This is a genomic window from Mesorhizobium monacense, from assembly GCF_056781675.1.
This window is the reverse complement of record NZ_CM165567.1, coordinates 2,117,540-2,143,851: the sequence shown is the minus strand read 5'-3', so window position 1 is coordinate 2,143,851 and position 26,312 is coordinate 2,117,540. Positions and strand designations below refer to the sequence as shown.

31 protein-coding genes are annotated in these 26,312 nt (G+C 62.6%); 14 read left to right on the top strand and 17 right to left on the bottom strand.

The genetic code is table 11. From position 1 onward, the window contains the following. The 5 genes from gatB to AC1RUK_RS10170 form a co-directional block, all read right to left on the bottom strand. Positions 1-1,500 (bottom strand): Asp-tRNA(Asn)/Glu-tRNA(Gln) amidotransferase subunit GatB, encoded by a 1,500-nt coding sequence (gene gatB / locus AC1RUK_RS10190; RefSeq protein ID WP_481835720.1) that lies wholly within the window; start codon positions 1,498-1,500, stop codon positions 1-3. 184 nt (positions 1,501-1,684) lie between these two features. Next, positions 1,685-2,116: a CBS domain-containing protein gene (locus AC1RUK_RS10185; RefSeq protein ID WP_436175951.1), complete on the bottom strand. Its 432-nt coding sequence runs from the start codon at positions 2,114-2,116 to the stop codon at positions 1,685-1,687. Positions 2,117-2,217: 101 nt separating this feature from the next. Next, on the bottom strand, positions 2,218-2,964 hold the full coding sequence (locus tag AC1RUK_RS10180) for a rhomboid family intramembrane serine protease (protein ID WP_436175952.1): 747 nt from the start codon (positions 2,962-2,964) through the stop codon (positions 2,218-2,220). A gap of 240 nt (positions 2,965-3,204) precedes the next feature. Continuing rightward, positions 3,205-3,555: a hypothetical protein gene (locus AC1RUK_RS10175; protein ID WP_436175953.1), complete on the bottom strand. Its 351-nt coding sequence runs from the start codon at positions 3,553-3,555 to the stop codon at positions 3,205-3,207. A gap of 173 nt (positions 3,556-3,728) precedes the next feature. After that, positions 3,729-5,132 carry a S8 family peptidase gene (locus AC1RUK_RS10170; protein WP_481835721.1) on the bottom strand — a complete coding sequence of 468 codons (1,404 nt, stop codon included), beginning with the start codon at positions 5,130-5,132 and terminating at the stop codon, positions 3,729-3,731. A 377-nt stretch (positions 5,133-5,509) separates the two neighbouring features. Between AC1RUK_RS10170 and AC1RUK_RS10165 the strand changes: the two genes are divergently transcribed. The 6 genes from AC1RUK_RS10165 (at position 5,510) to AC1RUK_RS10140 (ending at position 9,854) form a co-directional block, all read left to right on the top strand. Next, positions 5,510-5,680 (top strand): hypothetical protein, encoded by a 171-nt coding sequence (locus AC1RUK_RS10165; protein ID WP_481835722.1) that lies wholly within the window; start codon positions 5,510-5,512, stop codon positions 5,678-5,680. A 120-nt stretch (positions 5,681-5,800) separates the two neighbouring features. Then, positions 5,801-6,211, top strand: coding sequence for a RidA family protein (locus AC1RUK_RS10160; protein ID WP_481835723.1), 411 nt, complete (start codon positions 5,801-5,803; stop codon positions 6,209-6,211). A 518-nt stretch (positions 6,212-6,729) separates the two neighbouring features. After that, positions 6,730-7,368 (top strand): PAS domain-containing protein, encoded by a 639-nt coding sequence (locus AC1RUK_RS10155; RefSeq protein WP_481835724.1) that lies wholly within the window; start codon positions 6,730-6,732, stop codon positions 7,366-7,368. 128 nt (positions 7,369-7,496) lie between these two features. Further along, positions 7,497-8,114, top strand: coding sequence for a PilZ domain-containing protein (locus AC1RUK_RS10150; RefSeq protein WP_481835725.1), 618 nt, complete (start codon positions 7,497-7,499; stop codon positions 8,112-8,114). Positions 8,115-8,392: 278 nt separating this feature from the next. Continuing rightward, on the top strand, positions 8,393-8,998 hold the full coding sequence (locus AC1RUK_RS10145) for a transglutaminase-like cysteine peptidase (RefSeq protein WP_481835726.1): 606 nt from the start codon (positions 8,393-8,395) through the stop codon (positions 8,996-8,998). Between the two features lie 295 nt (positions 8,999-9,293). Beyond that, on the top strand, positions 9,294-9,854 hold the full coding sequence (locus tag AC1RUK_RS10140) for an ankyrin repeat domain-containing protein (RefSeq protein WP_481835727.1): 561 nt from the start codon (positions 9,294-9,296) through the stop codon (positions 9,852-9,854). A gap of 24 nt (positions 9,855-9,878) precedes the next feature. Here the strand turns inward: AC1RUK_RS10140 and AC1RUK_RS10135 are convergent, their stop codons facing one another. Next, complete coding sequence (locus tag AC1RUK_RS10135) at positions 9,879-10,406, bottom strand: gamma carbonic anhydrase family protein (RefSeq protein WP_481839531.1); 528 nt, start codon at positions 10,404-10,406, stop codon at positions 9,879-9,881. 67 nt (positions 10,407-10,473) lie between these two features. Further along, complete coding sequence (locus AC1RUK_RS10130) at positions 10,474-10,875, bottom strand: DUF6949 family protein (RefSeq protein ID WP_436175962.1); 402 nt, start codon at positions 10,873-10,875, stop codon at positions 10,474-10,476. Positions 10,876-10,941: 66 nt separating this feature from the next. Between AC1RUK_RS10130 and AC1RUK_RS10125 the strand changes: the two genes are divergently transcribed. Continuing rightward, positions 10,942-11,673, top strand: coding sequence for a hypothetical protein (locus AC1RUK_RS10125; RefSeq protein ID WP_481835728.1), 732 nt, complete (start codon positions 10,942-10,944; stop codon positions 11,671-11,673). An 81-nt stretch (positions 11,674-11,754) separates the two neighbouring features. On the opposite strand, the gene AC1RUK_RS10120 is transcribed toward AC1RUK_RS10125, so the two are convergent. Beyond that, a complete protein-coding gene (locus tag AC1RUK_RS10120; RefSeq protein WP_027166457.1) occupies positions 11,755-11,958 on the bottom strand; it encodes a DUF3126 family protein in 204 nt (67 codons plus the stop codon). A gap of 137 nt (positions 11,959-12,095) precedes the next feature. Then, positions 12,096-12,944 carry a serine O-acetyltransferase gene (cysE, locus tag AC1RUK_RS10115; RefSeq protein ID WP_006200853.1) on the bottom strand — a complete coding sequence of 283 codons (849 nt, stop codon included), beginning with the start codon at positions 12,942-12,944 and terminating at the stop codon, positions 12,096-12,098. A gap of 123 nt (positions 12,945-13,067) precedes the next feature. Between cysE and AC1RUK_RS10110 the strand changes: the two genes are divergently transcribed. Next, on the top strand, positions 13,068-13,676 hold the full coding sequence (locus tag AC1RUK_RS10110; RefSeq protein ID WP_481839532.1) for an HD domain-containing protein: 609 nt from the start codon (positions 13,068-13,070) through the stop codon (positions 13,674-13,676). On the opposite strand, the gene AC1RUK_RS10105 is transcribed toward AC1RUK_RS10110, so the two are convergent. The 4 genes from AC1RUK_RS10105 to AC1RUK_RS10090 all read right to left on the bottom strand — a co-directional run bounded on the left by AC1RUK_RS10105 (position 13,673) and on the right by AC1RUK_RS10090 (position 16,310). Then, positions 13,673-14,173 carry a GNAT family N-acetyltransferase gene (locus AC1RUK_RS10105; RefSeq protein WP_481835729.1) on the bottom strand — a complete coding sequence of 167 codons (501 nt, stop codon included), beginning with the start codon at positions 14,171-14,173 and terminating at the stop codon, positions 13,673-13,675. The two genes, AC1RUK_RS10110 and AC1RUK_RS10105, sit on opposite strands and share 4 nt — an antisense overlap. A 75-nt stretch (positions 14,174-14,248) precedes the next feature. Beyond that, entirely contained in the window at positions 14,249-15,016 is a 768-nt protein-coding gene (locus tag AC1RUK_RS10100; RefSeq protein WP_481835730.1) for an alpha/beta fold hydrolase, read from the bottom strand. 17 nt (positions 15,017-15,033) lie between these two features. Continuing rightward, positions 15,034-15,597, bottom strand: coding sequence for a DUF192 domain-containing protein (locus AC1RUK_RS10095; RefSeq protein WP_481835731.1), 564 nt, complete (start codon positions 15,595-15,597; stop codon positions 15,034-15,036). A gap of 116 nt (positions 15,598-15,713) precedes the next feature. After that, complete coding sequence (locus AC1RUK_RS10090; RefSeq protein ID WP_481835732.1) at positions 15,714-16,310, bottom strand: cold-shock protein; 597 nt, start codon at positions 16,308-16,310, stop codon at positions 15,714-15,716. Positions 16,311-16,524: 214 nt separating this feature from the next. Between AC1RUK_RS10090 and AC1RUK_RS10085 the strand changes: the two genes are divergently transcribed. Beyond that, on the top strand, positions 16,525-16,965 hold the full coding sequence (locus AC1RUK_RS10085; RefSeq protein ID WP_481835733.1) for a VOC family protein: 441 nt from the start codon (positions 16,525-16,527) through the stop codon (positions 16,963-16,965). A 158-nt stretch (positions 16,966-17,123) separates the two neighbouring features. Then, positions 17,124-17,417 carry a DUF2218 domain-containing protein gene (locus AC1RUK_RS10080; RefSeq protein WP_481835734.1) on the top strand — a complete coding sequence of 98 codons (294 nt, stop codon included), beginning with the start codon at positions 17,124-17,126 and terminating at the stop codon, positions 17,415-17,417. 8 nt (positions 17,418-17,425) lie between these two features. Here the strand turns inward: AC1RUK_RS10080 and AC1RUK_RS10075 are convergent, their stop codons facing one another. The 3 genes from AC1RUK_RS10075 to AC1RUK_RS10065 all read right to left on the bottom strand — a co-directional run bounded on the left by AC1RUK_RS10075 (position 17,426) and on the right by AC1RUK_RS10065 (position 20,145). Then, positions 17,426-17,989, bottom strand: a complete 564-nt coding sequence (locus tag AC1RUK_RS10075; protein WP_481835735.1) for a DUF1697 domain-containing protein — start codon at positions 17,987-17,989, stop codon at positions 17,426-17,428. A gap of 10 nt (positions 17,990-17,999) precedes the next feature. Further along, a complete protein-coding gene (gene ilvA / locus AC1RUK_RS10070; RefSeq protein WP_436175970.1) occupies positions 18,000-19,256 on the bottom strand; it encodes a threonine ammonia-lyase IlvA in 1,257 nt (418 codons plus the stop codon). Between the two features lie 67 nt (positions 19,257-19,323). After that, a complete protein-coding gene (locus tag AC1RUK_RS10065; RefSeq protein ID WP_481835736.1) occupies positions 19,324-20,145 on the bottom strand; it encodes an O-fucosyltransferase family protein in 822 nt (273 codons plus the stop codon). Positions 20,146-20,225: 80 nt separating this feature from the next. On the opposite strand from AC1RUK_RS10065, the gene AC1RUK_RS10060 reads away from it, so the two are divergent. The 3 genes from AC1RUK_RS10060 to AC1RUK_RS10050 all read left to right on the top strand — a co-directional run bounded on the left by AC1RUK_RS10060 (position 20,226) and on the right by AC1RUK_RS10050 (position 24,076). Beyond that, the gene (locus AC1RUK_RS10060) at positions 20,226-21,629 is read left to right on the top strand and encodes an aminopeptidase P family N-terminal domain-containing protein (protein WP_481835737.1); all 1,404 of its coding nucleotides are present in this window, start codon (positions 20,226-20,228) and stop codon (positions 21,627-21,629) included. A 90-nt stretch (positions 21,630-21,719) separates the two neighbouring features. Continuing rightward, positions 21,720-22,793: an alpha/beta hydrolase gene (locus AC1RUK_RS10055; protein WP_481835738.1), complete on the top strand. Its 1,074-nt coding sequence runs from the start codon at positions 21,720-21,722 to the stop codon at positions 22,791-22,793. 119 nt (positions 22,794-22,912) lie between these two features. Then, on the top strand, positions 22,913-24,076 hold the full coding sequence (locus AC1RUK_RS10050) for an alpha/beta hydrolase (RefSeq protein WP_481835739.1): 1,164 nt from the start codon (positions 22,913-22,915) through the stop codon (positions 24,074-24,076). Between the two features lie 21 nt (positions 24,077-24,097). Here AC1RUK_RS10050 and ade read toward each other — a convergent pair whose 3' ends face one another. Beyond that, a complete protein-coding gene (gene ade, locus AC1RUK_RS10045) occupies positions 24,098-25,909 on the bottom strand; it encodes an adenine deaminase (RefSeq protein ID WP_481835740.1) in 1,812 nt (603 codons plus the stop codon). A 158-nt stretch (positions 25,910-26,067) separates the two neighbouring features. On the opposite strand from ade, the gene AC1RUK_RS10040 reads away from it, so the two are divergent. Next, on the top strand, positions 26,068-26,280 hold the full coding sequence (locus tag AC1RUK_RS10040) for a hypothetical protein (protein ID WP_481840229.1): 213 nt from the start codon (positions 26,068-26,070) through the stop codon (positions 26,278-26,280). Positions 26,281-26,312 lie beyond the last annotated feature (32 nt).

Genomic DNA, 26,312 nt, shown 5'->3' with positions numbered 1-26,312 from the left:
CTACTCGATGCCGAGCTTGGCCTTGACGAGGTCGTTGACCGCCTGCGGATTGGCCTTGCCGCCGGTCGCCTTCATCACCTGGCCGACGAACCAGCCGGCCATGGTCGGCTTGGCGCGCGCCTGCTCGACCTTGTCCGGATTGGCGGCGATGACGTCATCCACCGCCTTCTCGATGGCGCCGGTGTCGGTGACCTGTTTCATGCCGCGGCTTTCGACCAGCTGGCGCGGATCGCCGCCCTCGTTCCAGACGATCTCGAACAGGTCCTTGGCGATCTTGCCGGAGATGGTGCCTTCCTTGATCAGGTCGATAACAGCGCCCAGCTGCTCAGGCGAAACCGGAGCATTTTCAATATCTTTGCCGGCTTTGTTGAGGGCGCCGAGCAGGTCGTTGATGACCCAGTTGGCGGCGAGCTTGCCGTCGCGCCCCGAGGCCACCTTCTCGAAATAGTCGGCAATCGGCTTTTCCGATACCAGGATCGAGGCGTCGTAGGTCGAGAGCCCCAGCAAGGCGATCAGCCGCGCCTTCTTGTCGTCGGGCAGTTCCGGCAGGTCTTTCGCCAAGGCGTCGACATAGGCCTGGTCGAATTCCAGCGGCAGCAGGTCGGGATCCGGGAAATAGCGATAGTCATGCGCTTCTTCCTTGGAGCGCATCGAGCGCGTCTCGCCCTTGTTGGGGTCGAACAGCCGCGTTTCCTGGTCGATCTTGCCGCCATCCTCGAGGATGGCGATCTGGCGGCGTGCCTCGTAGTCGATGGCCTGGCCGATGAAGCGGATCGAGTTGACGTTCTTGATCTCGCAGCGTGTGCCGAATTCGCCGCCCGGCTTGCGCACCGAGACGTTGACGTCGGCGCGCATCGAACCCTCGTCCATGTTGCCGTCACAGGTGCCGAGATAGCGCACAATAGTGCGCAATTTGGTAACATAGGCCTTGGCCTCATCGGCCGAGCGCATGTCGGGCTTGGAGACGATCTCCATCAGCGCCACGCCCGAGCGGTTGAGGTCGACATAGGACATGGTCGGATGCTGGTCGTGCATCGACTTGCCGGCATCCTGCTCCAGATGCAGCCGCTCGATGCCGACCTCGATGTCCTCGAACTCGCCCTGCCTGTCCGGGCCGACCGAGACGATGACCTTGCCCTCGCCGACGATCGGCTGCTTGAACTGCGATATCTGGTAGCCCTGCGGCAGGTCCGGGTAGAAATAATTCTTCCGGTCGAAGACCGACTTGTGGTTGATCTCGGCCTTGAGGCCCAGGCCGGTGCGGATCGCCTGCTTGACGCATTCCTCGTTGATGACCGGCAGCATGCCCGGCATCGCCGCATCGACCAGGCTGACATTGGCGTTGGGCGCGGCGCCGAACGCCGTCGAGGCGCCGGAAAACAGCTTTGCTTCCGAGGTCACCTGCGCGTGCACCTCGAGGCCGATGATGATTTCCCAGTCGCCGGTGGCGCCGGGGATCAAGCGTTTGGCGTCGGGCGTGCGGGTGTCGATGATGGTCATGGGAGCCTGCGAATTTCGATGACTGAACTCACGTTTGAACGTGAGTTTCACGTCGGGCGTGAAAGTCATTCGCTAGTGCAAACCGCCAAAAGAGACAAGCGCAAAGCCGCGCACTGGCGTTTTCTGCCTTCCCGGCCTAGCAGCAAGGACCGCCGGCCGGCATCGGCCGGCGGTCCTTGACCGCTCAGGCGGTGGCGATATAGGCCCTGATTTCTTCGGCCTCGCGCTCGACATCCTCGATGCGCCGCTTGACCACGTCGCCGATCGACACGATGCCGTAGAGCAGACCGTCTCTTTCCACCGGCAGATGGCGGAAGCGGCCCTTGGTCATGATTTCCATGACCTCGTTGACGGTGTGGTTCTCGTTGCAGATCTTCACCTTGGGCGTCATCGCCGAGCGCACCGGGATATCAAGTGCTGCCGCTCCTTCCCTGGCGATCACCCGTACGATGTCGCGTTCGGAAAGAATGCCGACGATCTTGTGATCGCCATTGGTGATGACCAGCGCGCCAATCCTGTGTTCGGTCAGGATGCGAATAGCTTCGCTCAGCTTTTCGTTCGGCCCGAGCGTCAACACGTCATGGCCTTTCTTCTCGAGAATTGCCTTAACAGTCATGGCGTCCTCCTCAGCTTTTGCTTGCCGGTTCCTGCCCTGACCGGCATTCACGTTCCGGTGAACATCGTGCGCCGTGATTGGTTGCATTTCAAGTGCGGCGGTCATTGCTCGTCTGCGTGGACGTCTTGCTGGCGCCGATCGAAAAGGCGCACGCCGAAGAAGCCGGCGACAAAGCCGCCAATATGGGCTTCCCAGGCGATCTGGCTGTCAACGCCGGGCGCAAAGCCTATAAGGCCGGTGACGAGATTGATCACCATCCAGACGCCGAGAAAGGTCATGACACCGCGCGAGCGCAGTACGTCCGCGATCGGCAGCGGCGCACCGGCAAAGGCGGCCTTGCCCGACGAGCGGTCGATGCGGAACCCAAAGCGCGCCGCCGCCCCCATCATGCCTGAAATGGCGCCCGAAGCTCCGACCAGAGGCGCCTGGCCGAGTGGATGCACAGCCCAGAACAGCCCCACCGCCGCCAGCCCGGTCGCGGCGAAGAACAGCGAAAACCAGAACGTGCCGAACCGGTTCGCCAGCGGCGAGCCGAAAGCCGCGAGCCACACCATGTTGATGGCCAGATGCGCGAAGCCGCCATGCAGGAAGGCATAGGTGAAAGGGCTGGTGAATGCATAGACATCGAGATCGAACTGGCCGGAATAGCGGATCGGCACAAAGGCGGTCCGCACCAGCAGGGCAAAATCCTGGTCGTCGGTGAGCCCGTAGACGCGGATCAGATGGACGGCGACGCAGACGCCGATCACCGCCAGCACCACCGGCGGCAGGTTGAACACCGGCTCGCGGCGCGGCTCCGGGGCCTCGTCCTGCTGTTCGGTTTCGGAAGGACTTGCCGGTTCGCTCATTCACATCTGTTCCTGGGTTTCGGATGTAGAGCATTTAGAGCAAAGCGGGTCTGAGCGGGAATTTTTCTCTCCGCCCCGCCGGACGAGCGCTCTCCCTGGCGAGTGCCACGGGAACCCCACTTGGCCATTTGGCCGCGGGCAAACTTGTTTTCACGGCAGGCTTGAGCGCCGCCAGGTTGCTCGATTGGCGACTACATTGGCGCGATTTCGCCACGCGTTCAAAAGAGGCTGCTTGGCGCCCTAGCGCAACTCCCGCTTGACCGGCTTCGGCAAGATGTCGTCGACGACGTTCGGCAATACGGTCTTGACCTCGGCGCTCTCGAGCATGGCGCCTATGGCGTCGGGATCGCCGCTCACGGATGCGGAATTGGCCGAAGGGCGGACCTTTCCCAGTGTCACCGCGCCAGGCTTTCCCACGCTTTTTTCGGCCTGCTCGATCACGCGCGAAACGGTCTCCGGCAATGCTGCGCCGGCGACGTCGTCGTTGAAGAAAACCTGCGCACTCACCGGCTTGCCGGAGCGCGCCTGACGTTGCAGCTCGACTTTGATCGCCGCCGGGCTCCATTCCTGAGATGTCTTTTCATCGGCCATCTTGCCAGCCTCCGGTTTCCCTGCAGCAATATATAGGCTCGATTTTGCGAATGACAGGCGGCAGGGTTCGGCTCTGACGGCCATGGGTCCGAAATTCGCAGCCCCTTTTGGGATGATGCGAATTTCGGATTACCACATTGCAGCACCGCGCATCATTTGGGACGCGCAAAGGTCTAGATTCTGGCGGCAGCAACTTTCTTGCCGGTCGATTTGGTCGCGTGTCTGGTGACCGGCTTTGCTTTCGAGGCCTTCCGCCGCAAAGCCACGACCACGGGACCAGCCACTGGCAAAGGCGAACCCGTCAGCAACTGGAAGGCGCGCCGCACGTCGGGCAGCCCTCGGTTGCCGCGTGCCTTCAGCATGCCCGCCGGCAATGTGCAGGAGCCGATGATCGCCTGCTCGATCTGGTCGATGCTCGCTGCCGGCTTTGCCTGCTTGAGCAGCACCGCCAGCCCCGCGACATGCGGCGTCGCCATGGACGTGCCGTCCATTTCGGCAAACTTTCCGCCTGGGATGCAGGACAGGATCCCGACCCCAGGCGCCACCAGATCTGGCACCAGCGGATCCGCCGGCCGGTCGAATTTCTGACTGCTCGAGAACGACGCCACCGCGTCCGCCTGATCCATCGCCCCGACGGAAAGGACGTTGTCATAATTGCCCGGGGAACGGCTGGTCAGCGGCCCTTCATTGCCGACCGCGAAAACCGGCAGCACGCCGGCAGCACGCAGCGCATTGATGATCTGCTGGAATGCGGGCGTAAAGCCCCGCAAGCCCAGCGACATGCTGAGAATGGGACACTCCTTTTCGATGATCCAATCCATCCCGGACAAAATCCGGTCGATCACCTGGCCGCCTTCGATCACCATGGCGCTGGCGATCTGCGCTCCCGGCGCAACGCCGAAGGCACCCTTGTCTCCCGCCCGTCCGACGATGGTGCCGGCCGTGTGGGTGCCGTGCTCGTCGCTGTCATGCGGCTTGGCGTCGGGGACCTTGTCGCCTGCCAGGTCGAACTCGGCGAAATCGAAGATCGCCCCCTTGAGCGACGGATGGTCACCGTCGATGCCCGTATCGAGATGGCCAACGACGACACCCTTGCCGTCGAACCCTGCATTCCACATATCCTCCACGCCCAGCCGGCGCAGCCCCCAGCTCACCGTTTTCCTGGGCCGTGCCGGCCTGATGCTCGTCGGCCGGATGAGGCTCAATTCCGGCGCCTTGACGATGCTCCCCGCAGTCGGGCTCGTCTCGAGGGCAGCCATGCCGGCTGCATCGACAAAGCCCGTGGCGAGGCCCAGATGAGGATAGACGCGCATGCGGCGCGTGGCCGGATCCACGGCGCGCCGGAAGCTGCGGCTGGCGGAAGCCCGCGCGTCGAGCGCCAGGCTTTCCTGCTGTGCTTCGCTGGGGACGATAAAGTGATCCTGCAACTGCGCTTCGGCGGCGCGAGACATCGAGCTGTCGACGCCCCCTTGCGCCGCTGCGGCAGGACCAGCCCCGAGCCCAACCGGGGTCAGCGTTACGATGACCTTCGCGTAGCCGACCGACGCGATGGTTTCTGCGATGTCCTGATTGGCCATGATGTCCTCCCGTCTATGGTTTCAAGCTGCGTTGCACTGCTGCCAATGCGCCGACGCCATCCATGGCGGACCAGGTCGAAACCGGCCGCCTTGCCGAAGCAGATGCCGGGACCGTGGTCGACGATTGTTTTCGTGGAGGCGCCCACTTATTTCGATTTTGAAAATTCGGCGGCATTGCAAACATTTTCGATGCTTGTCTTGCTTCGATGCTTGTCTTGCGCCGTCGGCAATCTTAGTTGGTCTTCCTCTCATGATCTGTGAAATTATTCACATAGGAAAATATTTGTCGAAGCAACGGTGACTCAATTTGTACATCAATGCTTTGGGGGCATAACGTCGAGCAAATAATTCATCGGCCATGTTTGAGGGAGGCGATCATGCCGTATATGCGTAAGAACGTCTGGGAACTCGGCAATGACTGGGCCGCGCTGATCCTGTGGTACGCACGAGGCGTTGCGGAGATGAAGTCGCGAGCGCTCGCCAAGCCGACGAGCTGGCGCTTCTCGGTGCCATCCACGGGATCGATGTCAAACGGCGTTGAAGATTGACCCCCTATCACCCAGGTTTGCTCGCTTCGGCGACAATGTCGTAGACCCGTAAATAGACCCTCGTATTTTGATCTGCGCGAAGCAGCCAGTTCCCGTCAGCCATAGCAGGAGACCTATTCAATGACGCTCGAATGCATAAATCCCAATGATCTGCCGATTCCGGAAATGTACACCCAGGTCGTCGTCGCGACAGGAAGCAAGCTGGTGTTCGTCTCGGGCCAGCAGCCAGAAGACATACACGGCAAGCTCGTTGGCCATGGTGATTTCGCAGTCCAGGCGCGCCTGGCGTTCGGGAATCTTGGCCGTGCGCTTGCTGCCGTCGGCGCTCGGCCTGAGCAAGTCTGCAAGATCACAATTTACATCGTCGATTACAAACGCGACGAACACGTGCCGATCATCGAAGAGGCCCAGATCGAGCTGTTCGGGGATCACAAGCCAGCAAACGTAGTGGTCGGGATAGCGGTGATGTCTCCTGGCTACCTGATAGAGATCGATGCGATCGCGGTCATCGACCACACCGCCGTAGGCTAAGCGAGGACGCGCCAAGTCGCCAAACCAATCCCGGAACTCGCTCCAGGATTGCCACGACCTGATCTCTCCATTCAGCCATTCGGCTCTTCCGCGCTGGAGCTGGCGCGGCCCGGGCAAGGCCATCCGCATGCGGTTGCACAGGCGGGGACGCGACCGCGGCGCAGCTGGCAGATCGCACCGGCGGCGAATCGCCGAAACGAATCATCCGGCGCGAATCAAAAAAAGAAGCCGTTCAAGGTCCCCCCTTGAACGGCTGGTCGAGTCCCCTGCTCCCCTGAACTCTTGACTGAAGTGCTGCCGATCGTTGCGAAACGACCGTTTTTGGAGTGGTTTTTATGTGCCACAGCCGCCGCCGGACAGCAACGTAAACCACTTGTTAACCTTAACGTCCCCGACCCGTGAACAAGTGTTAACGATGCTGGCACGCATCCTGCAACGCAACGCATGTAGTCATCGGAGGGCGCCCTGTCTGTTCGCCGATGGGACATGAAAAGACAGATTGCGCGGAAGAGCACAAAATGAACCAGAACGGATCAATCACGCTGTTCCATTATTGGAACCGGCTGCGTGATGGGCGCCCCGCCCCGAAGCGTTCGGAAGTGGAGCCCGCCGGCATCAAATCGCTGCTTGCCGACACGTTCATCCTCGAAAGGGATACGCGCGGCGAAGCGGTGTTCCGGCTTGCCGGCACCAGGCTTTGCGCCGGATATGGCCGCGAACTCAAGGGGTTCTCCTTCCCCTCCCTGTGGCGAGAGAAGGACCAGCGGCTCGTCGCGCGGCTGGTTCACGGCGTCTTCGACCAGAAGTCGGTGGTGCTCATCACCTATGAGGGTTTTAGCCGCAACGGTCGCTCCAACAAGTTCGAACTGCTCGCCCTGCCGCTCGACGGCGGCGTCGAGAATCCGCGCTGCCTGGGCGTCATCAGCGCCGCCGAACGACCATTCTGGCTGGGCGCCGACCCGATCATCGATGCGCTGATCGATTCGATCCGCGTCGTCGATCCGGACAAGGAGCCGATGTTCCTGAAGAACCGGCCGGCGATCAGCGTTCCCTCGCTTGTCCCGTCCGAATACGAGCCGCCCGAAACGATTTCGGCGCTTGGCCGCGCGCGCCGCTTCCGCCATCTCGTGGTGTTCGACGGCGGGCGCGGGGAATAGTTCAAATCTGAAGTCGTATCTTAAGGTTGACGGCGGATTTTTCCCCTTTGTTAACCTGCATGGCTGTACTTTTCCGAGTGAAATTCCTCGCATCCACGCGCGGGAATGCCAACGGGGTGTAGGCAGTCATGAGGTCAGCGGCGGTCGACTACGCACCGTCCCGCGCCGAAAGGCGTAACTTTCAGCGCGTCCGGGTCAAGATCTACGGGCGCTTCATGCTGGAAGACCGCACCGAGCACCCGTGCCAGGTGATCGACATGTCGCCTGGCAATGTTGCGCTGCGCACCGATCGCATCGGCATGCCCGGCGAAAAAGTCATCGCCTATATCGACCACATCGGCCGCATCGAAGGCGTCGTCACCCGCACCTCGCAGGACGGTTTCGCGATGACGGTCATTGCCTCGGAGCGCAAGAAGGACAAGCTCGCCGCGCAGCTGACCTGGCTCGCCAACAAGCACGAGCTCGACCTGCCGGAAGACCGCCGCCACGAGCGCGTCGCGCCGCGCAATCCGATGAGCGTGCTCCAGCTTACCGACGGGCGCCAGTACCAGTGTCGCATCATCGACCTGTCGCTGTCGGGCGCGGCAATCGAGATCGACGTCAAGCCGGCCATCGGCATCCAGGTCATGCTGGGCACGATGCGCGGCCAGGTGGTGCGTCACTTCGAGGATGGCGTCGCCGTCGAATTCGCCGTCATCCAGCGCCCGGAAACCCTGGACTCCGAATTCAACGCGCCGCGCTCCTGACGGGACGGCGATACGCCAGACAACCGAACCGGCCGTCGCGGCCGGTTTTTTGTTATTCGCAGCGACGCCCGCAACGCAAAATGACCGGCGCATGACCCGCACTGGAGACACAGCGCCCCGGCAAAAATCGGCTCCGGAGAAGGTCCAAGAAATTTTAGATCAAGCTAATTCAAATTTTATGTTTATTCTATTGGCGTTTTACTCAATGTCTACTTCGGGTTTTTGCGTCAAATAAATCCGCCTGTGACAAGGTCTCCTCAAACGGGGAGACTAAAACAATGAAGAAGACGAGGGGCGAGCTGTTGCTCATGGCAATGGCGATGCAGCTTTCCGCTTTGGCTACAGCCTATGCAGGCCCGGTTTTCATGCACACGGGCGGCCGCACCACCCAGCCGGTCGGCCACTACGAGTTCTGCCAGAAGCTTCCGCAGGAATGCGCCGAGAGGACGCCGAAGCAGGCGCCGATCGAACTGACCCGCAAGCTCTGGGCGAAGATCGTCAGCATCAACAATTCGGTCAACACCAGGATCACGCCGCGCACCGACATGGAAATGTGGGGCAAGGAAGAGGTCTGGTCCTATCCCGACAGCGGCTTCGGCGACTGCGAGGACTATGCGCTGGAGAAGCGCCGCAAGCTGATGAACATCGGCGTTCCGGCCGGCGACCTCCTGATGACGGTGGCGCGCCAGCCCAATGGCGACGGCCATGCGGTGCTCACCGTGCGCACCAGCCTCGGCGAGTTCATCCTCGACAATCTGCAGCTCAAGGTGCTGTCCTGGACCGACACCGACTACACCTACCTGAAGCGCCAATCGACGGAGAATTCGGGCGTTTGGGTGACGATCAACGACGGCCGCGAGGACGCGGTCGCCAGCGTCCGCTGAGGACGCCGATGCATATCGCCCAAAAGTGCGCAGCGGTTTTGGACAACGACATGCATAAAACAGGTTAAGCGCGTCGCATGAATGCGACGCGCTAGGGAGAAAACCCGGTCGAGTCCCCACCCTCCCCGTCCCCAACGACCGGGTTTTAGGAGCCGGCCCCGTCCCCGGGCCGGCTCCGCCATTTCTGGTCTATGGCCAGCGGCACCATCCGCAGACCGCGCGCCCGCTGATGAGGCTTTCTGGCGGCGACGGATGGGAGCAATATGGGCGATCATTCCGCCTTCGGATCGCTGCGATGCTGGAAATCCCGGAAGACCGATGCGAGCGTCACAGGCTGTTCAAGGCCATCGACGATGCGTTCAAGGTTGGCAATTTCGAGGGCCTTGGCAAGGCCCTCGGCGGCTCGCCGCGCTGGTTCGACGAGGCGATGCCGTTCGAGCTCGGCCTCGGCCATCCGCTGGAGTATGCGATCTACTGGAGTCCTGCCGCCTTCATCTCGATCCTGCTCGATGCGGGTTCGAACCCGGACTACGAGGACCATGCCGGATTTCCGTCGATCATCGCGGCATTGTCCACCGAACGGACGGACAAGCTCGACATCATGCGCATCCTGATCGATCACGGCGCCGACGCCAACATGCGGGGCGTGAACGACTGGACACCGCTCCACTACGCGGTGGCCAAGCGTGACGCCGAAGCGATCCGTCTGCTTCTGGCGGCGGGCGCCGACCCGTGGCTCAAGACCCGCATCGATGACTATACGACAGCCCTAGGCGAAGCTGACGCGGCCGGCTTCGAAGCCGGCGCTTCATTGCTGCGTGATGCGATGCGCAGGCGCGGATCGAATGAACGGTGAACAGGCCGGGCCAGCGCCAGCAGCTCAGACTTTCTTCAGCCCTGCCTTGAACCGCTTGCCGTTGGCGACATAGTGTGCGGCCGAGCCGCGCAGCCTGGCGACCGCAGCTTCGTCCAGTTCCCTCACCACCTTCGCGGGCGCGCCGACAATCAGCGAATTGTCCGGGAATTCCTTGCCTTCGGTGACCAGGGCGCCGGCGCCAACCAGCGAATTCCTGCCGATCCTGGCGCCATTGAGCACGATCGCGCCCATGCCGATCAGGCTGTTGTCGCCGATCGTGCAGCCATGCAGCAGCGCGCGATGGCCGATCGTGCAGCCCTCGCCGATGGTCAGCGGAAAGCCCGGATCCGTGTGCATGACCGTATGTTCCTGCACATTCGAGCCGGCGCCGATGACGATCGGCTCATTGTCGCCCCGGATGACGACGCCGAACCAGAAGCCGGCATTGCGGCCGACCCTGATGTCGCCGATCAGCGTCGCGTCCGGCGCGATCCAGTTGCTGTCGGCATCCTCGAAGCTGGGTGCTTTCCCGTCTATCGCATAGGCCGGCATCTCGTCTCCGATTCGTCTCAAGCGGCATCGTCGATCGAGATTAGTGCAATTCCAGACAGCGATTCCATCAAAAGCTGAACTGCTCCAGGGGAGTGTTCGCCCACGACGCAATGGCGATCAGCACAACGCCCAGCGCCAGCGCCCAGGCGACCGCGGTGCAGCCGCAGGAGATCAGTGCCAGCATCGAAATGCGGCCTTGCTTGCGGGCATCCAAGGCAGCGTTGACGAGCATGAACGGCCCGGCGCAAGCCGCCGCGGCCAGAGAGCGCAGGATACGCGTTGGCGAAACATAGGGTTCGGCAAAGGCAAGCCGGCGACCCGACATCAGCTCCATCGCCGATCCGGCCAGGCCGCATGCTGTCAGGCCGACCGCAAAAGCAAACAGAACGAGCTCCACAGCGCCCATCTTTACCTCCCGTTTACCATGAAATCGCACAGTCGATTCCGAAATGGGCGCTGCAAGAGCCATGCCGCGCCATGTGTGCCGCCCCAGGACACCTCCGGGGTTTCGGGCGGACGACATCGGGGATTTGCGATGAAGCAGGCAGCGGCCGCGAACGGTCCGGAATTCGACATCGTCGATTCCACGCTGATGAGGCGGGTGTTCTATATCTTCGCAGCGCTGGCGCTGTTGTCGGTGGTGATCAGTCTGGGCGGCAAATGGCTTGGCCGCTCGATTGCCATGGCCGGCTACACCGACGACGTGACGATCCATGAAGTGGTGATCGGCAACAATGTCATCGCCGTGCCGGCAAACATGATCCGATTCGAGCAGGCGCGGCGCGACGGCATCGCCTCGCGGCTCGACCTCTATCTGCGCTATCCCGAGATGGACGGTTACAGCGCCGCCGCCCGCGACGACTTCAATCACACCGGATCGAGCAAGGACATCGTCTTCCTGTCGTTCGAGCAGCAGATGATGTCGCGCGACATGAGCGGCCGCTTCGCCCCGATCTACAGCGCCTTGATCGCCCAGCCGGGCACAGCAGGACCAGGCGCAACGACGCTGTATCGCTTCACCGAAAAATCAGGCTACCTCAGCGAGGTGCTTGCGGTCGCCAAGCGCCCAGGCAAGGACCCGTTCGTCGCGCGTTGCCTTAGCGGACCGACTGCCGAGGAATCGCTGGCGCCCTGCGAGCGTGATATCCATGTCGGCGACGGCCTCAGCCTCACCTATCGCTTTCCGCGGGAGTTTCTCGGCGACTGGCAGGCGCTTGACGCCGCGATTGCCGCCCAGACCGCGCATACGCTGAAGACAGGGCGCTAAAGCCTCTTCGTTGCCTATGCACAAATGCAAACGGCTGGCCGGGCCGCATCGCTGCAGCACCGGCCAGCCGCGATTTCCGGCTCAAGCCAAGTCGATGTCGAGGATCGCCATCGAGAAATTATAGTCGCCGTCGTCCTCGTCCTTGAAGACGATGCCGAGGAATTCGTCGCCGACATAGACCTCGGCCGAATCCTCCTTGCGCGGACGTGCCTTCACCTGGAGCTTGGGATTCTGGAAGACGCGCTTGAAATAGGCGTCCAGTTTTCTGATTTCGTCCGGCTTCAAAAGTCCTCTCCGATCGTCGGGCTTGCGAGTTTGAAGGCGCTTCTGGCACGCCGACAATGGCGATGTAAAGGCAAGCCGGCGACAGAACGGAACACCGCCCGGCGCGGACAGCCGAAATTCAAGCCAGGCGCCTGGCCTCAGATGTCGAAGCTGACGACGTGGTCCATCGTCTGCGACGGCAGAAGCTGATCCATCTGCCGCGAAGGCTGGTCGCAACCGGTCTCGCCGACGACACGCGCCGGCACGCCGGCAACCGTCTTGTTGTGCGGCACCGGTGACAGCACCACCGAGCCGGCCGCGATCTTCGAGCAATGGCCGACTTCGATGTTGCCGAGGATCTTGGCGCCGGCGCCGATCAGCACGCCACGGCGGATCTTCGGATGACGGTCGCCACCGGCCTTGCCGGTACCACCCAGCGTCACGCCGTGCAGGATCGACACGTCGTCCTCGATCACCGCGGTCTCGCCGACGACGAGGCCGGTGGCATGATCGATGAAGATGCCTTTGCCGATGCGGGCGGCCGGATTGATGTCGGTCTGGAACACCGAGGACGAGCGGCTCTGCAAATAGAGCGCGAAATCCCGGCGGCCCTGGTTCCACAGCCAATGCGCCAGCCTATGGGTCTGGATGGCATGAAAACCCTTGAAATAGAGCACCGGCATGATGAAGCGGTCGCAGGCCGGATCGCGATCGTAATAGGCCTGGATGTCGACGCGCACCGTCGTCGGCCAGTCCTTGTCATCGGCCAGCATCGATTTGAAGGTCTGGCGGATGAGGTCGGAACCGACGTCCTGGTGGTCGAGCCGCTCGGCCAGCCGGTGGATCACCGCTTCTTCCAGGCTCTCCTGGTTGAGGATAGTGGAATAGAGGAACGCCGCCAGCAGCGGATCGCGGTTGACCGCTTCCATCGCCTCATCGCGGATCGAGCGCCAGATCGGATCGACCGGCTGCACCACACTGGGACGGGCAATCGTAATGCTGTTCATCGACGGTCTCCGGCCTACCGGCTATTCTCCGGCCGCACATATAAGCCAGATCATAGCAGGATTGAACTCAATTTTCCTTAGTGCACTGTCAAATGGATTTGGTTCATGGAAAATCAAGCAGCCATGGAAAACGAACCCTTGATCGACGAGCCGCTAAAATGCGAGCTTTCCCTGCTCTACCAGGCACCGGATCGGCACTACCACAACCTCGCCCATATCGAGGCGATGCTGGCGCTGGCCGGCGACTATCGTGCCTCGCTGCATGACCCCGAGGCCGTCGAAGCGGCGATCTGGTTCCACGACGCAATCTATGACAGCCGAGCCAAGGACAATGAGGCCAGGAGTGCTACGCTTGTCGAGGAAAAACTCGCAGGCCGCGGCGATGCGGAGCGCCTTGGCCGCATAGCGGCGATGATCGTCGCCACCGCCACGCACGAACTGCCCGGCCTTCAAAGGCTTGGCGACGAGCACTTCATCCGCGACGCGGCGCTGTTCCTTGACATGGACCTTTCGATCCTCGGCGCCACACCCGAGGTGTTCGACGCCTATGAACAGGCGGTCCGCCGCGAATATGGCTGGGTCGAGGAGCCGATGTGGCGCGCCGGCCGCAGTGCGGTGCTGAAGACTTTCCTCGCACGCCCGCATATCTATCACACCGAGGAATTCAGGCAGCGGTTCGAACCGCAAGCGCGACAAAACATGGCGCGGTCGATCGCGGCGCTCGAAGCCTAATCCGGAAACGTCTCCATGCGTTGCGCATAGGGTTTGAAGCCGGCGCGCCTGTAGACCGACTGCGCTCCGGGATGGTCGTATGTGTCGGTGTGGAGCCACAGCCTTTCGGGCCGATGCGACCAGGCGGCGCGAAGCGATCGGTCGAGCAGGAATGGACCGAGTTTGCGGCCCTGGAAAGCTGGGATGAGCCCGAAATGGGTCAACTCGACGTCCGTCTGGCCGACGCCGTTGAATTCGCACAGACCCGCCGCCTCGCCATCCACGCGCAGGACATGGACATGCGTCGATGCAAGGGCGAGCAGCCGTTCGAGTTCGCGTGCAGCCATGCGCAGCCGCTGGTCCCACTGCACAGGCTCGCCGACGGCGCGGTAGAGGCTGACATAGCCGGCAATATCGAGCGTTTCGTGCGCGACCTTCGCACCCGGCGCCGGAGCCATAAGGGCGTCGCCGGATGGCGGCGCGGTCATCTCCATATAGGTGACGAGAAGGTCGACCATGGCAATTTGGGTTCGAGGCTGATAGGTGCGGCGCCAGATTGCAGCCGCGCAGGATGATATCGAGGTGGCTGCTGCTCAGAGCGGGTTTTCGGCGTAAAACTCCAACACGCGCTGCTTGAAGCTCTTGTCGCCGACGGCCAGCATATGGTCGCGGCCCTCGATGTGAAAAGCCCTGGCGTTCGGCATCAGCGCCGCCAGCTCGTCCGGCGAGCCGCCGATGTCGTCCTTCGTTCCGACGGCAATCAGGGTCGGCTGGGCAATGCGCGCCATGTCGTCCTCGCTGAGCAATTCGCGTGACGTGGCAATGCAGGCGGCCAGCGCCCGGCGGTCGCTGCGCGTCTGGTCGGCGAAGGCGCGGAACGAGCGGCCACGCGGATGGGTCGTGGCATCGGGCTCGTCGGCAAGCAGTGCTTCGGCGATCGGATCCCAGTCGCCGACGCCGTCGACCATGCCGATGCCGAGACCGCCGAACACCAGCGTCGCCACCTTGTCCGGGTCGGACAATGCCAGGAATGCAGAAATACGCGCGCCCATCGAATAGCCCATGACATGCGCGCGCTCGATGCCGAGATGGTCGAGCAGCGCTGCCCCGTCCGAGGCCATTTTTGCGGGCGTATAGTCGGCCTCGTTGTAGCTCTTCGACGACGAACCGTGGCCGCGATTGTCGAACGCGATGGCGCGGTAGCCGGCTTCGTTCAGCGTCTTGAACCAGCCGGGCGACACCCAATTGACGTAGTGGCTGGAGGCAAAGCCGTGGATCATCAGCACCGGATCGCCGTGACCCGACGCCGGCTGGCGATCGAGGAACGCAAGGTCGAGGCCGTCATGGGAGAGAAATTGCATCGGTAAGTCCGGAATGCTCAGTTGGAATGGACGTTCGGCGCGTCACCCTTGTCCGCCGGCGGCATCGCGGACCCGGGTTCGGTGCCGATTGCCGGGTGACGCAACAGGTCGCCATACGCGATGCCGTCCCTGGCGGCGGTGCCCGCCTTGAGTTCAAGCACGAAGCGCACCGGCAGGCCAGACGAGATGATCGCCTCGGATTCCGGTTCGCCTCGCTTGATTGAGCGGACCTTGCCGTCCTGGCCGACAAAGATCAGGTCGAGCGGCATCGGTGTGTTCTTCATCCAGAAGGTCAGCGGCCCGGAGCTCTCGAACACGAACAGCATGCCGTGGTCGTCAGCCATGTCCCTGCGGAACATCAGGCCGGCCTCGCGTTCGTCGGACGTGTCGGCGATCTCAATGGAAAAGGAACGCTCGCCCGCCTTCGTCACCGCGACCAGCGGCGTCGGATCGACGGGCAGGATCATTGCCTGGCCGTCTGCCGAGGTCGGTTGCTGCGAATAGAAATAGGCACTCGCTGCGGCGGCGAAAGCCAAGGCGGCGCAGACCGCGCCCGCTGTTAGCCAGTTCGTGGGAGCCATTCATTTTCCTCGGCCGGAATTCGTCCCGGGCCATAATCCAGAACTTCGGTTCGGAAAAGGTGATGGTCAAGTAAAAGATAGAGCGCCATCCCGATTCAGTCGGGATGGATCAAGCTCTAATGCGAGACCGGCAAAGTGCCCACATCCGGGTGGATTTCGGCAGCCATAAGGCCTTTGTCGCCGCGCCCGAAGCGGACCAGAACGACCTGACCGGGCCTGAGCTCGGTGATGCCGTAGCGGCGCAATGTTTCCATATGGACAAAAATGTCCTCGGTGCCCTCACCGCGGGTCAGGAAACCGAATCCCTTGGTGCGATTGAACCATTTGACCAGCGCCCGCTCGAGACCGCTTTCCGGCGTCACCGTGATGTGGGTGCGCTGCTCCTGCATCTCCGCCGGATGGACCGCCGTGCTGGCATCCATGGACAGCACCCGGAAGGCCTGCAGGCCGCGCTCGCCCTGCTTGACGAGGCAGACGACGCGCGCGCCTTCCAGAGCGGTCTGGAACCCGTCCTTTCGAAGGCATGTCACATGGAGGAGGATGTCGCCGGATGTACCATCGTCCGGAAGAATGAAACCGTAGCCCTTGGCCACGTCAAACCACTTGATGGCACCGGCGATTTCGACAAGATCGGCGGAGTCGCCACCACTGTCTCGCGTCAAGGCGTCGTCAAGGCTTCCGTCCCGCCCCGTGAAAGAGGCCTTTTCCCCCATAAGAACGCCCCCTTTTTTCAAGAACACCACAACTGATTCTTGACATCAGATTAACACCGGGGATTCCGGTCTGTGCAAGGCCTGACGTGCCTTTTTTCACGGTTCAATACAGGAAAACCGGATTTGCCGTATCCGGCGCATCCGGATACGGCAATTGCCCTTTGGCCGGGCGGCCCCTATGTTGCGCCGCACCCCAACATATCGAGGAAATCTCATGCGCTATCTGCACACCATGGTTCGCGTCGCCGACATCGATGCGTCGCTCGATTTCTACTGCAACAAGCTCGGTTTGAAGGAAGTGCGCCGCTATGAAAACGAGCAGGGGCGCTTCACGCTGATCTTCCTTGCCGCGTCCGAGGACGAGCAGAGCGGCATTGCCGACAAGGCGCCGCTGATCGAACTGACCTACAATTGGGATCCGGAGGACTACAAGGGCGGCCGCAATTTCGGCCACCTCGCCTATGAGGTCGACGACATCTACGCCACCTGCCAGCATCTGATGGACAATGGCGTCACCATCAACCGGCCGCCGCGCGACGGCAACATGGCCTTCATCCGCTCGCCGGAGGGCATTTCGATCGAACTCCTGCAGAAGGGCCCGGCCAAGCCCAAGGCCGAGCCCTGGGCTTCGATGCCGAACACCGGAAGCTGGTAACCGATCACGCCATCTTGAGCGGATACCGCCAGGCGGAGATGCCCGGCGGCCTTTGCCGTTTCGCCTGACGGCACCTATCTACCCGGCTATTGCGCCAGCTTTGCAAGGCCGGCGCGATATCAAGCAACGGGCGCCTGCCCTCCAGGAGAAGTCATTTCATGCCGACCAGCCGCGCCGAAGTCGCCACCGAACATGCCAGCCGCTATCTGCAGCAGCTTTGCAAACATTGGGCGCACAAATTCCCCGTCGAATTCGACCCGACCCACGGCACCATCGACCTCTCCATGGGCCGCACCGTCATGGACGCCGACGCAACCGCCCTACACATCGCGGTGACATCGGATGAGGCCGGTTCGCTCGAGCGCCTGGAAGCGGTCGTCGCCGACCACATCAAGCGCTTTGCTTTCCGCGAGGAACTGACCTTCGACTGGAAACAGGCTCCGGCGGCCTAGGCCGCGCGTCAGCCGGAGCTGCTCGCCCCGCCTGCCAGTTCCAGCAGCGCCAGCACCGAGCGCCAGTTGCGCGCGGTACCGGGCACTTTGAGGGTGCGTGGGATCAGTCCGGCAAACACCGATTTGCCGAGCCCGTCCGGTGCATGCAGGTAAAGCACGTCGCCCTTGATCTCGAAGCTTTCCGGGCCGGTGCATTTTTCAGCGAGCCGCTCGATCTCCTCGGCGGTCGGCTCGCGCTCCAGCACATAGGCATGCAGCTTGGTCGGATCGCCGGCGATCTGCGGATAGGGATTTTCTTTCACCAGCCGCTCGAACCAGCCGAGGTCGCGCACCATGATGCGCGAGTAAAAGCCCCATTTCTTCTCGAAGGCTGCTTCCAGCTGTTTGGTCAGGCTGGCTGCGTCGCCATTCTTCGCCCGGAAGACGGCGTTGCCGCTCTGCACATAGGTGGCGACACCGGAAAAGCCGAGTTCCTCGAAGACGGCTCGCAACTCCGCCATCTTGACGATGCGGTTGCCGCCGACATTGATGCCGGAAAACAGCGCGACGAAAACCGTCCCTTTTTCGCTCATTCTAGCCCGCTCATATGATGAACCCGGCAAGCGTCTCGTTGTCGGTGATGTCCTGATACTGGACGCCCTCGGCGTCGAAATTGGCCTTGAGCAGGTCGAAATTGCGCCGGTCCTTGGTTTCGATGCCGATCAGCACCGAGCCGAAATTGCGCGCCGATTTCTTCAGATATTCGAAGCGGGCGATATCGTCGTCAGGCCCAAGCATTTCGAGGAAGTCGCGCAGCGCGCCCGGCCGCTGCGGAAAGCGGATGATGAAGTATTTCTTCAACCCTTCGAATCGCAGTGCCCGCTCCTTGACGTCTGGCAGCCGCTCGAAGTCGAAATTGCCGCCCGAGACCACCGCGACGATGGTCTTGCCCCTGATCTCCTTGCGCGAAAAATCCTTCAGCGCATCGATCGCCAACGCGCCGGCCGGCTCCAGCACCACGCCTTCGACGTTGAGCATCTCGATCATGGTCGCGCAGAGCCGGTTTTCCGGGATCAGCCGCACGGCATCGGCGGCAAACTCCTTGAGATGGCGCAGCGGCTCCCGGCCGATCTCGGCGACCGCGGCGCCGTCGACGAAATTGTCGACCTTGGCGAGCTTGATCCGCTTTCCGTTGGAAAGGCTCTCGCTCAGGCTCGGCGCTCCGGCCGGCTCGCAGAACACGAAGCGCGTGTCGCGGTTCTGGTCGGCGAAGTAATGCGTGACGCCAGCGGCCAGACCACCGCCGCCTACCGGCAGCATGATGATGTCGGGCATGCGCGCGCCAGGCATCTGATCGGCGATCTCATAGGCGACGGTCGCTTGCCCCTCGATGATGTCCTTGTGATCGAATGGCGGCACCATATGCGCGCCGGCGCTTTCGGTGAATTCGAAGGCGGCGCGGTAGCAGTCGTCGAAGAAATCGCCGACCAGCCTGATCTCGACGAAGTCGCCGCCGAACAGCCGTGTCTTGTCGATCTTCTGCTGCGGCGTCGTCACCGGCATGAACACCACGCCCTTCTTGCCGAAATGGCGGCAGACAAAGGCAAAACCCTGTGCATGGTTGCCGGCCGAGGCGCAGACGAACAGCTCGGCATCGTTGCCGGCGGCGAGCGCCTTGCGGAAAAAGGTGAAGGCGCCGCGGATCTTGTAGGAGCGCACCGGGGTCAGGTCCTCGCGCTTCAAGAGCACCCGCGCCCCGGTCTTCTTCGACAGATAGTCGTTTTCCTGCAGCGGCGTTTCCGGAAAGATCTGGCGGATCGCGGCGGCGGCGGCGGCGACGCGGGAGGAGAAACTGTTCATCGGAAAATCACCTCAGGTCGCATGTTGCCGGCGGCCGGCGCGGTCGACGGATTGCCGTGGCGCGGCTCTACCTCGCCTTGGGCAGCACCCGCCATGACGGCAGCGGCCCGTGCCAGAAAGGTTCGTAGTACACGCTGCCCCTCGACAGCAAGCCGGCGACGTAACTCAGCGAGCTCTTGGCCATGATCAGGCATTCGGCCTCGATCAATCCCGAGATCGTCGCAAAGACGTCCGAATTCAGCTCGAACTCGCAGATGCCGGCCAGTGGCTGAAAATCCGCTTCGACGCCTTCCGAGAAAATGACGACATGATGCCGAGGATGGTCGCGCTGCACCCGCTGGATGTTTCGCAGGACAATGTCGTTGCCGGTCAGGCGCATTGCATAGGCGGGATCGCCGACGATGTCGCCGCGCCTGACATGAACGGCGATGGTGGGGGTGGCAAACGTCCGCCGCGGCAAGGCAAGCCCGGCGCGAAACTCATCGGCCAGCGTGGCGTAGAGGTCGAGCTTTCCTTCGGCAAAGCCGTGGAAATGCGGCTCGGCGACAATCGCCGGTGCGCCACGATAGCCATTGTTGAACGCTTCTCCGGTGATCACAGGAACCCCTTCGGGCAGGCCGGGAGATCCCTGCCCGAGATTGAAGGCCGCCTCCCACCGGTTGGCGAAAGCCTCGAGCTGATCACCGTGAGGGACTGATCTGAACGGCGAATGGAAATATGGAACCTTCGTCGCCCGCGAAAACAGCAGCGCCGACATGACGGCATGGACCTGGGCACCGCCGCCATCGTGCTTGCCGGCACAGGTGATGCCGAGCAACGAGCCCCTGTTGCTGCCGGACAGGTCCAGCACGCCACGATTATTGAACTTGCGACGCTTGAACCCGAACATGAGCCGAAGCCTATTGCATAATTCGCTGCAAGCGGCCACCGATGCGGCACCGCCATCACAATGCATCGGAGCCGGTCGCAATGCCCGTTTCAGCCGTGTCCCTGAAAACCATGTCGTTGCCGGAATTCGGCGAGCCGACGGTGATGCCGCTTGTCCCGCGTACCACCTGTGAGGCACGCATCGGAGCGCTGGCTGTGCGCGGCTCAAGGACAGGCTTCGATGCTTTCGTCGTCTATGGCGACCGCGAGCATGCCGCCAATGTCGCCTATCTCTCAGGCTACGATCCCCGCTTCGAGGAGACGTTGCTGGTCGTCGTTCCCGGCAGAGAGCCGAGGCTGCTGGTCGGCAACGAAGGCTGGGGCTACGCCGAGATCTGTGACGGGCCCTATGAACGTGTCCTCTACCAGACCTTCTCGCTGCCGGCGCAGCCGCGCGACCGCTCCGACGCGCTGCCCGACATCCTTGCCGTTTGCGGCCTGAAAGCCGGCCAGAAAATCGGCGCCATCGGCTGGAAACCATTCGGCGCCGGTGACGCCGGCTTCGGCGAGACGACGCTCGACCTGCCTTCCTTCATCGCCGACACGCTGCGCGCACTTGCCGGCGACAAGGGCGCGGTGTTGAACGCGGCGGATCTGCTGATGAACCCGGCGGACGGCCTGCGGGCGATCAACGAGGCCGACCAGCTGGCCGCCTTCGAATTCGCCGCAACCTTTTCCTCGCAAGGCCTGCGCAACGTCCTCAAGGGCATCGAACCCGGCATGAGCGAATTGCAGGCGGCGCGGCTGATGGGCATCAATGGCCTGCCCCTGTGCTGCCACCCGATGCTGTCGGCCGGCAGGCGGGCGCCCTATGGCCTGCCGAGCCCCCGCCTCGACGTCATCAAGCGCGGTGACCCGATCACCATGGCCTATGGCATCCAGGGCGCACTCAATGCCCGTGCCGGCTTTCTGGCCGAGAGTGCCACCGACCTGCCGCCTGCCATCCGCGACTATGTCGAAAAACTGGTCGCGCCGTATTTTTCCGCCGTCGTCGACTGGTACGAGACGGTCGGCATCGGCGTTTCCGGCGGCGCATTGTGGAAGGCGGTGCATGACCGCATCGGCGATCCCTTCTTCGGCGTGTCGCTCAATCCGGGTCATCTCGTCCATATCGACGAATGGATGCATTCGCCGGTGTTTTCGGGCTCGCAGGTCAAGCTGCAATCGGGCATGGCGCTGCAGGTCGACATAATCCCGGCGACCGGGACGGACTATTTCACCACCAACATCGAGGACGGCATCGCGCTCGCCGACGAGGCGCTGCGCGAGGAGATCGCTGCCCGTTACCCGGAAGCCTGGCGTCGCATCGAGGGGCGCCGCGCGTTCATGGTGGATGTGCTCGGCATCCGGCTGAAGCCCGAGATACTGCCCTTCTCCAACATTCCGGCCTTCCTGCCGCCGTACTGGCTTTCGCGCAACACTGCGATGGCCGTCGAGCGGCGCTGATCACATTTCCGCTGGACACGACTTACTTCTGCCGCACTTCGCCTGCTGGGGAGGTGTCGCGGAGGTTGGGCCGGAGTGGAATTTCAAAAAGTGCGTTTGAAGACGATTTGCATCTTTGCCCTTGCCTTGCTGATTGCCGGCTGTGGCGGCCGCAAGACCGAGGAAATTCTCGGCAGCGCCGTCGTGTCCACTCCGGTGACGGAAATCGCCGGCAACCACTCGATCTTCATCGCCACCACGCGCAAGAAATCCGACGACCCCAACAAGGTGTTCGACGGCGAGCGCTCGGCCACGCTGAACTATGCCCGCGTCAACGTCACCGTTCCGGGAATCCACGAGACCGGCCAGATCGAGCGGCGCTCGCGCGGCAAGTCGAACGACCCTGCCAAATATTTCATGGCCTCCGAGGTTGTCGGCTACGATACCCAGCCGAAATTCTCCAGCGCGCTGAGCGCCGACATCGCAGCGCGCGGCGGCCGCGTCATGGTCTTCGTCCATGGCTACAACACCGGCTTCGACGACGCCGTCTACCGTTTGACCCAGATCGTCCACGATTCCGGCTATCCGGGCACACCGGTGCTGTTTTCCTGGGCGTCAGGCGCCAAGACCACCGACTATGTCTATGACAAGGAGAGCGCCAGTGCGGCCCGCGACCAGCTGGAAGTGACGCTGAGGATGCTGGCGCAGACCGGCGCCCGACGCATCGATATCGTCGCGCATTCGCTCGGAACCTGGGTCACCATGGAGACATTGCGGCAACTCGCCATCACCGGCGACCGCGATCTCGGCGGTAAGCTGGGTGATGTCGTGCTGGCCTCGCCCGATATCGACGTCGACGTGTTCAAGAGCCAGATGCGCCGCTACGGCAAGCCGGACAAGCCATTCATCCTGCTGCTCTCCGACGACGACCGGGCGCTGAGGCTATCCGGCCTGATCGCCGGTGCGCGGCCGCGCGTCGGCGACTACAAGGACGCAGCCGATCTCGCCACCTACGGCGTGACGGTCGTCGATCTCTCAAGCGTCAAGGGATCGGACAGGTTCAACCACACCAAATTCGCCGACAATCCAGAACTGGTGAAGATGATCGGACAGCGGCTGCGCGCCGATGACGGCTTCGCCAGCGACCAGGAAGTGACCGACCGCATCAACCTGCTCGGGCAATGAGGTGGCCACCTGCTCGGCTGCAGCCCCTCGGATCACTTTGAACTGGACCGGGCTGCACTCTGCCTTTATCGAACGGGCACAGACGTCATGAGCATGGCGTCACCAGCGGGAGCCGGCGTGTGACCGTGCGTTCGAAGAGCTTCCTTGTCGTGGCGTTCGCGCTCGCTCTCGCAGGCTGCGCCGGCCAGAACACGCACGACCTGCTCAACAAGACGACGGTCGCAGCACCCGCCTCCGACATTGCGGCCACGCATGAGATCTTCGTTGCCACCACCCGTCAGAAGGCAACGAAAGACCCACGCCAGGTGTTCGACGGCGACCGCTCGTTGACCACCAGCTACGCTCGCGTCGACGTGACCGTCCCAAAGGTCCATCATGTCGGTGCCATCGAGCGCGCCAAGAGCTCCGCCGACAGCAACCCGGCCAAACAATTCACCGCGACCGGCGTCGTCCACTACGAGGACGCGGCGCAATTCGGCAAGGCGGTCGGCGCCGACATCGCCATGCGCGGCGACCGCGCCCTGGTTTTCGTGCACGGCTTCAACAACGGCTTCGACGACGGCATCTACCGGCTGACGCAGATCGCGCACGACACCAAATATCCGGGCACGCCGGTGCTGTTCTCATGGGCGTCGAGCGGCAAGACCACCGGCTATATCTATGACAAGGAAAGTGCCAACGCGGCGCGTGACGACCTTGAAGCGACGCTGCGCATGCTGGCGAAAACACGCGTCAAGAGCATCGATATCATTGCGCACTCGATGGGAACCTGGGTGACCATGGAGGCACTGCGCCAGCTGGCCATCACCGACGACCGCGACCTCGACGGCAAGCTGGGCTATGTGATCCTCGCCTCGCCCGATATCGACGTCGACGTGTTCAAGAAGCAGATGATCCGCTATGGCAAGCCCGACAAGCCGTTCGCCATCCTGCTTTCCGCCGACGACCGCGCGTTAAAACTGTCTTCCATCATTTCCGGCGACAAGCCGCGCGTCGGCGACTATGGCAATGCCGCCGACCTCGCCAGCTACGGCGTGTCCGTCGTCGACCTCAGCCAGACCAACGGCGGCGACCGTCTGAACCACGCCAAATTCGCCGACAATCCGATGCTGGTCCAACTGCTGGGCGACCGGCTGCGCACGCCGGCCGGCCTAGCCTCGGACGAACCCGACCCAACGCAGCTCAACAATCTTGGTCAGGGCCTCGGCAAGGCCGTCGGCTCGGTCGCCGAAATCGTCATCACGACGCCGTTCAAGGTGCTGACCATCGCCACCGGCGGATAGTAAAGGCACGCCGCCTGGTTCTCAGATAAAAAGGTCGACCTTCTGGAATGTCGTGACATCGACCAGGCCGACATCGGAGATTCTGAGTTCGGGGATCACCACCAGCGCCAGCAGCGAGTGCTGCATATAGGCGTTGTTCAACGAACAGCCCATCTTGCGCATCGCCTCAGTGAGTTTCTCCGCCTTGGCCGCGACGATTTCCGCCCGCTCGTCTGACATCAGGCCGGCGATCGGCATTTCGACCAGCGCCAGCTCCTTGCCCTTGGAGAACAGCACGACGCCGCCGCCGACTTCGCCCAGCCGGTTGACGGCCAGCGCCATGTCTTGCTTGTTGGTGCCAACGACGATGATGTGATGACTGTCGTGCGCGACACTGGAGGCCATGGCGCAGTCGGCCATATAGCCGAAACCGGAGACGAAGGCGTTGGTGACGCCGCCCGTACCCCGGTGGCGCTCGACCAGCGCGATCTGGCAGACATCGTTGCGGCGGTCCATGGCGACCAGCCCGTCCTCGACCGGAAGATCGGCTTCCAGCGCCCGCGTCGGCGCCTGGTTCTCGATGACACCGATGACCCGCACCCGCACCTCGTTGGCGCCCTTCGGCGCCACCACGTCGAAATCCCTCGCCTTCAGCTTCTTGCCGAGCTTGACGGTGTTCTTCGCCGTCTTCGGATAGTTGTAGGCGGGAATGTCGATGTCGAGCTTGCCGCCTTTGGCCAGCCTGACGCCGCGAGCATAGACCTCGTCGATGGTCATCGCGGCCAGATCCGAGACGATCAGCAAATCGGCGAGCCGCCCCGGCGCGATCGAGCCGATCTCGCGCTCCAATTTGAAATGCTGGGCGGTGTTGAGCGTCGCCATCTGGATCGCCGTCACCGGCTTCAATCCCTGCTGGATGGCATGCCGCACCACCCGATCCATATGGCCTTCCTGGACCAGCGTGCCGGAATGGCTGTCGTCGGTGCACAGGATGAAATTGCGCGGATCGACCCCGCTCTCGGTCACGGCCTTGATCTGCGAGGCGACGTCATACCAGGCTGAGCCCAGCCGCAGCATCGCCTTCATGCCCTGGCGCACCCGAGCAATGGCGTCCTCGGCGCGAGTGCCCTCATGGTCGTCCTCCGGTCCGCCGGCGACATAGCCATGGAACGGCAGGCCGAGGTCGCGCGAGGCATAGTGGCCGCCGACCGTCTTGCCCGCCTTTACCGTCGCCGCGATCTCGCCCGACATGATTGGATCGTTGGCGGCGACGCCGGGAAAATTCATCACCTCGCCGAGCCCGATAATGTTTTCCCATGTCATGGCTTCGGCGACATCGGCGACCGTCAGTTCGGCGCCGGCATGCTCCAGCCCCGGCGCCGAGGGCACGCAGGACGGCATCTGCACGTGCACATTGATCGGCATGGCGACGGCCTCGTCATGCATCAGCCTCACGCCTGGAAGCCCGAGCACATTGGCGATCTCATGCGGATCGATGAACATCGAGGTGGTGCCGTGCGGGATGACGGCGCGGCAGAACTCCGTCACCGTCACCATTCCGCTCTCGACATGCATATGCGCGTCGCAAAGGCCTGGCACCAGATAGCGCCCGCCGGCGTCGACCACCTTGGTGCCCTGGCCGATGGCGTGACCGGCATTCGGCCCGCAATAGGCGAAGCGGCCGCCGGCAATGGCGATATCGGTGCCGGCGATGATCTCGCCGGAATGGACGTTCACCCAGCGCCCATTGCGGATGACGAGGTCGGCCGGCTTGCGCCCCATGGCGACATCGACGAGATGCGTCGCCATCTCGGTCCAGGGCTTTGGTCTCGTGGTATTCGCGCTGCTTGCCATTGGGGACTCCTGTTTGCCCACTGTGCCAATCCGGCGCGGTTTTGACCAGTTGGCAAAGCCGGATTGTGCTTGATGCAGAACCGTCTCATGAGCGGCTCCTCCGGCAAGGCGAAATGCTCTAGGCTCACATCTGGCGACTGTCTGGATTGGTGAGGACGATGGCACAGACGATGCGATTTGCAGTTTTCGCGCTGTCGGCATGCCTGGCCGGCCTGGCCTTTTTCACCCTGCATTCGTTCTGGATGTGGCTGACGCCGATCCTGATCTTCGTCGCCGGCTCCATGCTGGCCGAATATGCTTTCAACCGGCTCGCATCGCCTCTGGAGAAACAGCGCGACCTGGAGGATCGGACGCGCAACCCGCCGGCATGAGCCGTCGCCCGTGGCTCGGCCGTCGGCGGCAC

What these genes read in the sequence shown, in the direction of transcription:
- gatB (WP_481835720.1), bottom strand. Translation starts at nt 1,500, where the DNA reads ATGACCATCATCGACACCCGCACGCCCGACGCCAAACGCTTGATCCCC.
- AC1RUK_RS10185 (WP_436175951.1), bottom strand. Translation starts at nt 2,116, where the DNA reads ATGACTGTTAAGGCAATTCTCGAGAAGAAAGGCCATGACGTGTTGACG.
- AC1RUK_RS10180 (WP_436175952.1), bottom strand. Translation starts at nt 2,964, where the DNA reads ATGAGCGAACCGGCAAGTCCTTCCGAAACCGAACAGCAGGACGAGGCC.
- AC1RUK_RS10175 (WP_436175953.1), bottom strand. Translation starts at nt 3,555, where the DNA reads ATGGCCGATGAAAAGACATCTCAGGAATGGAGCCCGGCGGCGATCAAA.
- AC1RUK_RS10170 (WP_481835721.1), bottom strand. Translation starts at nt 5,132, where the DNA reads ATGGCCAATCAGGACATCGCAGAAACCATCGCGTCGGTCGGCTACGCG.
- AC1RUK_RS10165 (WP_481835722.1), top strand. Translation starts at nt 5,510, where the DNA reads ATGCCGTATATGCGTAAGAACGTCTGGGAACTCGGCAATGACTGGGCC.
- AC1RUK_RS10160 (WP_481835723.1), top strand. Translation starts at nt 5,801, where the DNA reads ATGACGCTCGAATGCATAAATCCCAATGATCTGCCGATTCCGGAAATG.
- AC1RUK_RS10155 (WP_481835724.1), top strand. Translation starts at nt 6,730, where the DNA reads ATGAACCAGAACGGATCAATCACGCTGTTCCATTATTGGAACCGGCTG.
- AC1RUK_RS10150 (WP_481835725.1), top strand. Translation starts at nt 7,497, where the DNA reads ATGAGGTCAGCGGCGGTCGACTACGCACCGTCCCGCGCCGAAAGGCGT.
- AC1RUK_RS10145 (WP_481835726.1), top strand. Translation starts at nt 8,393, where the DNA reads ATGAAGAAGACGAGGGGCGAGCTGTTGCTCATGGCAATGGCGATGCAG.
- AC1RUK_RS10140 (WP_481835727.1), top strand. Translation starts at nt 9,294, where the DNA reads ATGCTGGAAATCCCGGAAGACCGATGCGAGCGTCACAGGCTGTTCAAG.
- AC1RUK_RS10135 (WP_481839531.1), bottom strand. Translation starts at nt 10,406, where the DNA reads ATGCCGGCCTATGCGATAGACGGGAAAGCACCCAGCTTCGAGGATGCC.
- AC1RUK_RS10130 (WP_436175962.1), bottom strand. Translation starts at nt 10,875, where the DNA reads ATGGCTCTTGCAGCGCCCATTTCGGAATCGACTGTGCGATTTCATGGT.
- AC1RUK_RS10125 (WP_481835728.1), top strand. Translation starts at nt 10,942, where the DNA reads ATGAAGCAGGCAGCGGCCGCGAACGGTCCGGAATTCGACATCGTCGAT.
- cysE (WP_006200853.1), bottom strand. Translation starts at nt 12,944, where the DNA reads ATGAACAGCATTACGATTGCCCGTCCCAGTGTGGTGCAGCCGGTCGAT.
- AC1RUK_RS10110 (WP_481839532.1), top strand. Translation starts at nt 13,068, where the DNA reads ATGGAAAACGAACCCTTGATCGACGAGCCGCTAAAATGCGAGCTTTCC.
- AC1RUK_RS10105 (WP_481835729.1), bottom strand. Translation starts at nt 14,173, where the DNA reads ATGGTCGACCTTCTCGTCACCTATATGGAGATGACCGCGCCGCCATCC.
- AC1RUK_RS10100 (WP_481835730.1), bottom strand. Translation starts at nt 15,016, where the DNA reads ATGCAATTTCTCTCCCATGACGGCCTCGACCTTGCGTTCCTCGATCGC.
- AC1RUK_RS10095 (WP_481835731.1), bottom strand. Translation starts at nt 15,597, where the DNA reads ATGGCTCCCACGAACTGGCTAACAGCGGGCGCGGTCTGCGCCGCCTTG.
- AC1RUK_RS10090 (WP_481835732.1), bottom strand. Translation starts at nt 16,310, where the DNA reads ATGGGGGAAAAGGCCTCTTTCACGGGGCGGGACGGAAGCCTTGACGAC.
- AC1RUK_RS10085 (WP_481835733.1), top strand. Translation starts at nt 16,525, where the DNA reads ATGCGCTATCTGCACACCATGGTTCGCGTCGCCGACATCGATGCGTCG.
- AC1RUK_RS10080 (WP_481835734.1), top strand. Translation starts at nt 17,124, where the DNA reads ATGCCGACCAGCCGCGCCGAAGTCGCCACCGAACATGCCAGCCGCTAT.
- AC1RUK_RS10075 (WP_481835735.1), bottom strand. Translation starts at nt 17,989, where the DNA reads ATGAGCGAAAAAGGGACGGTTTTCGTCGCGCTGTTTTCCGGCATCAAT.
- ilvA (WP_436175970.1), bottom strand. Translation starts at nt 19,256, where the DNA reads ATGAACAGTTTCTCCTCCCGCGTCGCCGCCGCCGCCGCCGCGATCCGC.
- AC1RUK_RS10065 (WP_481835736.1), bottom strand. Translation starts at nt 20,145, where the DNA reads ATGTTCGGGTTCAAGCGTCGCAAGTTCAATAATCGTGGCGTGCTGGAC.
- AC1RUK_RS10060 (WP_481835737.1), top strand. Translation starts at nt 20,226, where the DNA reads ATGCCCGTTTCAGCCGTGTCCCTGAAAACCATGTCGTTGCCGGAATTC.
- ade (WP_481835740.1), bottom strand. Translation starts at nt 25,909, where the DNA reads ATGGCAAGCAGCGCGAATACCACGAGACCAAAGCCCTGGACCGAGATG.
- AC1RUK_RS10040 (WP_481840229.1), top strand. Translation starts at nt 26,068, where the DNA reads ATGGCACAGACGATGCGATTTGCAGTTTTCGCGCTGTCGGCATGCCTG.